This is a genomic window from Ventrimonas sp., from assembly GCF_048380235.1.
Taxonomy (GTDB): domain Bacteria; phylum Bacillota; class Clostridia; order Lachnospirales; family Lachnospiraceae; genus Brotaphodocola.
This window is the reverse complement of the sequence record NZ_DBFCCJ010000066.1, coordinates 1-5,984: the sequence shown is the minus strand read 5'-3', so window position 1 is coordinate 5,984 and position 5,984 is coordinate 1. Positions and strand designations below refer to the sequence as shown.

3 protein-coding genes and 1 pseudogene are annotated in these 5,984 nt (G+C 46.4%); 1 reads left to right on the top strand and 3 read right to left on the bottom strand.

Translation table 11 applies throughout. The features are described from left to right. A partial coding sequence (locus ACMP1L_RS11075; protein WP_418453041.1) for an LPXTG cell wall anchor domain-containing protein occupies window positions 1-1,401 on the top strand: 1,401 nt, incomplete at its 5' end. A gap of 152 nt (window positions 1,402-1,553) precedes the next feature. Here the strand turns inward: ACMP1L_RS11075 and ACMP1L_RS11070 are convergent. From ACMP1L_RS11070 to ACMP1L_RS11060, 3 genes and pseudogenes are all read right to left on the bottom strand, one after another. Then, a pseudogene (locus tag ACMP1L_RS11070) lies at window positions 1,554-2,908 on the bottom strand (IS1182 family transposase). Window positions 2,909-3,120: 212 nt separating this feature from the next. Further along, complete coding sequence (locus tag ACMP1L_RS11065) at window positions 3,121-4,803, bottom strand: methyl-accepting chemotaxis protein (RefSeq protein ID WP_418453040.1); 1,683 nt, start codon at window positions 4,801-4,803, stop codon at window positions 3,121-3,123. Window positions 4,804-5,256: 453 nt separating this feature from the next. Further along, window positions 5,257-5,984 (bottom strand): heparan-alpha-glucosaminide N-acetyltransferase domain-containing protein (locus tag ACMP1L_RS11060; RefSeq protein WP_418453039.1); only part of this gene is annotated, 728 nt, incomplete at its 5' end.

Sequence of the window (5,984 nt, the reverse complement as noted above, 5' to 3'; positions counted from 1 at the left end):
GATGCCTTTACCGCTACGACCGATGTCAAAAATAATATGACGGTTTACGCCCAGTGGAAGCCGGATGAAGCGTATGCCGCCGTTAAAATCGCACCGATGAACCTGACGGTTTATGTCGGCGGTGACGGCTATCACGGCGTGATCGGTCAAGATGGCAAGTTTGCTGCGAATGATCTGCCGGAGATCGGTTTCTATATCACTCTGCCGGACGATATTAACGCAAGGCTCGGCGGTACAGATGAAAACCCGGTTGATTTGAGCGACAAACTACGACTGACCCCTGTCGACGACAACGGTACAATGCGCAGCTGGAGTCTGGAGCTGTACAGCGATGAAAGCAAGAGCCATGTTATGGAGAACGGACGTCGGGTCTATGTCTACAAGCTCCGCCAGATTGACGACGGCGAGGAGACCGTCCCCCGCGTACAGTTCACCGGTGCGGACGGCTCGGTCATGACTGAATCGAAGTTTCAGGCGCTGCTCACCGACCAGTTCCGCAACTACAAGATCAGCGTGTATCAGGGTCTGATGGATGAACAGATATACAAGGCGACTTTTACAACCGCGGATGGCCAGACCTTCACCCGTCCAATCAAGCTGGGCACTGGCACGCTGAAGGTCCGCGGCAACAATGATACGACTTATCGTGCTATCGAGAACAACACGCTTCCAAGCGTTAATCCGCAGGAAAAGGATATCATGCTTGTCAGCACTGCACAGACAGACACGCAGTATTATATCAATAACAGCGGTATCAGCGCATCCTCTGACGGTGTAAAACTGATGGTCGATCACAGTCTGGATGATGCACTTTTAAGTGCGTACATCAATCGAACCTCCAACACCGAAGGCAAGTATTCATATCAGTTCCGCTATCTCGATCTGGTTGATACCTCAGACGGCAATATCTACGTTACCATGGGTGCTGGTCAGAAAATGAACCTGTACTGGCCGGTCCCCAGCGATGCAAAGTCAAACTCTGAGTTCCATATCATCCACTTTAAGGGCATCGACCGCGACAGTGACGCTGATGTGAATGAACTTTTGACCACTCGTATTCCGGAGAAACTGACATGTGAAACGGTTACAATCGGCGGACAGAAATTCGTTAAGTTCGCAGTTGACTCCTTCTCTCCGTTCGCACTGCTATATGAAAAGGATACGTCTACGCCAACTCAACCGTCCGGCGGCGGAGGCATCAGCGGCGGTAAAACCGCTGTGGCAGCCTTTACCAACACCAAGGATAGTGATGCACCGGAGCAGCCGGTCGATCCGCCCAAGACGGGAGATACCACGAACCTGGGATTGTGGATTTCCTTGATGGGACTTTCTCTGGCAGGATTGTTTATATCCCTGGTTGTTGTGAAAAAGAACAGCTATCACGGCAAACGGACGAAATAAGCCAAAGCAGGCTGGGATATTCCCAGCCTCAGACTGTAGACAAAACGCTTTTGGTCAGCACTCCAGAAGCGTTTTTCTTGTTTTCGGTTCAAAAAGTGTGTACTTGATCAATAATAAACACTTTTGGGCTCCCCTTTTTCCCTTCCTGGCTATCATCTTTGCCAGTTTTTCAGATTCATGCAGGCAAACGTAAGCCCGACTTTCATTTCCATCCGGGCTTTTCCTATCATCTGTGTATAGCGGAATCCGTGGTTTTCTTTTGCTGTTCCGAAGAGGCGCTCTACGGTCTCTTTCCGTTGCGCATACACTTCCTTCATCCCAATCGTATGTCGGATATCCTCACACTTTTCCATGTACGGCTCCCAGATATGCCGGGTCACTACCTTCACATGATCCCTGCTTTCTGTGCACTGCTTCAGATATAGACATCCTTCACAGACGATTCCGCAGCTCTTGTATTCCCGGTATCCGGAACGGTTCGTCGTATGATAAGCCAGCACCTGATCATTCGGGCATACATAGCAGTCAAAATATTCATCATACACATACTCGGCTTTTTTGAAAAAAACATCTTTGGTCATGGGGCGTTTATACGGTAGAAGCGGTGTGATACCATCATCCAGAAGTAACTTTGCTATCGCTGGTGTTTTGTATCCTGCATCGGCTACCAGTGTCTGAATGCCAATGTCTTTTATCTTATCATACAGGGATTTAAATGTCCGGCTGTCATGCTGATTGCCGGGATTTACACATAACCCAGAATCCATCCGTTTTTGTCACAGGCTGTCTGCACGGAATACGCAAAAACATTTTTATGCTCACCCTTTCGGAACCATCCGCTTTCCGGATCCGTTGTACTTTCCTTGACCGTTTTTTCTTCTTTTCCATCAGAGCTGCCACCACAGGAGGGGGGGATCTCTGGGATCTTCCTTCTTTTCTTTCAGAGGCTTTTTCCCATGCGCTTCCCGGTCTTCGTTGATTTCCTTCTTTAACTGCTCTTCGAAGAACAGTGCTTCCTCATCTGCAATCCGTTTCCGCATCTTTTTGCTGTTTGCCCGTGCTTTTACATAGGTGGAGACCTCGGAAGGATCGATCAGTCTGTATTTATAGCATTCCTGCAGGATACGGGAAAAAATCTGTTCAAAAAGATCAGTATCCTTAAAGCGCTGGTATAATTCTTTCCAAACGTAGAGAAATGGGGAACCTTGTCCATCATTTCCAGACCGAGGAACCATCGGTATGCGACATTGACTTCGATTTCTTTTACTGTCTGGCGCATGCTTCGGATGCCGTACAGATACTGGATGAATGGAATTTTAATGAGCATGACCGGATCCATGCTGGGACGGCCATTGTCTGCACTGTATTTATCGATCACAAGTTCATAGATAAAACTCCAGTCGATTGCCTGGTCAATCAGGCGCAGCAGATGATCCTGCGGAACAAGGTCATCCATGCAGAACATCTGAATCTGTTCTCTTTTCTTATCTGCATTCTGTGTCATCATAGGAAACACCGCCTTTATTTTGATACTTTCATTATACCAAAAAAGTAGTGAAAAGTCCCGTAAATACGGCATTTTCACTACTTCTTATATGCTTGTAAGTACATAATTTTTGCAGTCATGACACAAGAAAAGCTCCCTCACAGGAAGGAGCTTTGTCTACAGTCTGAGCCTGAGGCTTCTTTAGAAGCACTCAGGCTTTATCATTCTGAAAACTAGATCTGGAACTGATGCATCAGCTGTAACATAGTATGTACCTGTGCGGACTGTTCTTCGCTGACAGCGGCGGTCTCCTGAGAAGATGCGGAGTTGTTGTCCACGATTCCGGCCACATGAGTGATGTTTTCATCGATCTGCTGGACGCTGGACACTTCAGCCTGAAGGGCCTGTGCCATATCAACCATACGCTTGGAAGAAGCCTCGGCTTCTTCCATTACCTGATCCATGCTGGCTTCGGTTTCTTCTGCAATGGCGATTCCCTTGTTGACAGCATCGATGGTGCTCTCGATCAGCTTTGTGGTCTCTCCGGCAGCCTCGGTGGACTGTTCCGCCAGATTCTTGACCTGCTCGGCTACGACAGCAAATCCGCGGCCTGCTTCTCCGGCACGGGCAGCCTCGATGGAGGCATTCAGTGACAGGAGGTTGGTCTGGGAAGCGATATCCTCAATGACCTGAATGATAGAACGAATCTCCTCGGAACATTTACTGATCTCACCGATTGCGACTTTCAGTTCCTGCATCTTGGCATTGCCATCAGCAACCGTCTGTGCGGACTGCTTGGAGATATCTGCGGTCTCCTGTGCAACTCTGGCTTTTTCTTCAATACTCTTTGCCATAGCGTCGATCATCTGGGATGCTTCGGAAATCTTGGAGGCCTGTGCGGTACAACCTTCTGCCAGATCGGTAGCTGCCTGTGCCAGCTGCTCGGAACCACCATCGATCTCCTGTGCGCTGACCTGAATGGTGGACAGTGTCTTCTTCATATCGGCAATGATCTTCACCATGGAATCCTTGATCTGTACAAAGTCACCGACATATTCTTCCGTAGGCTCTACACGGTAATTGCCCTGACCCATCTGACCTAAGATCTCGGAAATCTCGGTGATCATCTTGGTAAAGTTGTCGTTCATGAAATGAACGGCCTGCACCATGATGCCGACTTCACTGTCATCCTCCGGCAGATCCAGACGGCTGTCAAAATGTCCCTGCGCAAGTACTTTCATCTGCTCGGATACTTTTACAATGGGAATCAGCAGTTCCTGTTTTGCAAAGGTCAGTGTGGTGACAATCTTGCAGGCAATGGTCAGGAAGCAGAGAATGAAAATCACCATGGTAGTGATCATTATCAGATTCAGAGTATTTTGCTTCTGAGCCATACGTGCCTGGATATCATTGATACAATTATCTGTGATTGCAGTGATCTCCTGTACGGTAGATTCATATTCCTCACCAAATACATAAGAAATAGCTGCTTGTGTATCTCCGGAACCGGCCTTATCCATGGCTTCTTCTTCCAGAGGAACCAGACCGTTGGACATTTCAGCAATATGGTTTAACAGTGCCCATTCATTGTCGGTCAGACCGTCTTTCTGAAGACCTTCCCAGGCAATGTCACGATTTTTGTCCTCGTTTAATTCCTTCATATAATTGTCATAGTAGGTCTGGTCTCCGGTGACTGCGTAAGACTGTACGGCAGCGGTCAGCGTCTTGGAACCCAGACGATACTGGTTCAGATACATGGTAGCTTCCAGCTGCTGGGAATTGATCCGGCTCAGATACATGTTGGATCCGATGAACAGGATCAGCATAACGATGCTGATGATCAGTATCTGATAGGTTGATCTTGTGTTTTGCTGCAGCATGGCAGACTGACTGGTTACTTTTCTTTGCTTTTTCATTTGAAATATAACCTCTTTTCTGTAATACATGGTGAACTGATGTGTTACGAAAATTCTTTTCCTACAGTATACTATAATTAACGGAATTATACAAATCTTGCACCTTTAAAAATACAGCAAAAACGCGTAAAATTATTTATACGAACCATCAGTGGCGACTTGCACCCTATACAGGAAGATGGTACTATAAAAAGTAAGAGGCATGATTTGGAAAAGAGAAGATAACGATAAATAAACAGACTGTAGACAAAGCTCCCTCACAGGAAGGAGCTTTGTCTACAGTCTGAAAGGAAGCCCCCTTTTTGGGGGCTTCCTTTCTTGTTTACTCCACCGATCAACGGCTCAATATTAAAAAATCTCGGAAACCAAGAACGCTACAACATAGCAGATCGTTTGGTGTATCATGTAAATAATAAGCGAATGTTTCCCTAAAAAGTTAATACCTAGAACTTTTCATTTTCCAAATAGCCGGTTAATCAGCCCCTTTTCCTGTAAGAAACTGTACAGGAAATATCCTGTTGCAAATAAGAAAATCCATGGGAGCAACGGAAAATAGTCGGTAGATGAAAAGCCAGCTTGCGGAAATCCAATATAAGCTAATACCGATTTCAACCATGTAACATTCAGCAAATTATCAGATAGAGATAGTTGGATAGGGTCTTGCTTCGTCCAACTTCTGAGAATGAGGAATAGCACAAAACTAACGCTTACCCCAACCCCAGCCGGGATTTTTTTCAGAACCTTATCCAGTAAAATCCATATCAAAATACAGCTGCCAATAAGCGTTAGAACACCGTAGCGCACCCGATCATTGGGAAGAACTATGGCGGTAACGAGCGAAATGACCACACCACCACCAAACGCCCACAATCCCCTTTTCATGTGTTTTTTTCCTAAATGCCAGCTGAACCCAGCCAGCAAAATAAAAGTCCAGCAAATGGATTGCTGCCAAATATAGGCACCGTGGGACTTATACCATGGAATATCTGCATTATACAGATAAACTAAATCCCATAAGAAATGATACGAAATCATTTCAATAATGGTTATACCTCTTATCAAATCAATAAACGGTAAACGCTGCTTTATTTGCGTTGTTTCCAGCAAAATTTCATCACCCCTTTTATTTACTCCAAAATCGGCTCCACCAGCTCCGGGGCGGCTCTGGCTGCTGCCGTTCC

Bases quoted from the DNA above. Each gene is read 5' to 3' on its own strand.
- ACMP1L_RS11065 (WP_418453040.1), bottom strand. From the start codon at position 4,803: ATGAAAAAGCAAAGAAAAGTAACCAGTCAGTCTGCCATGCTGCAGCAA.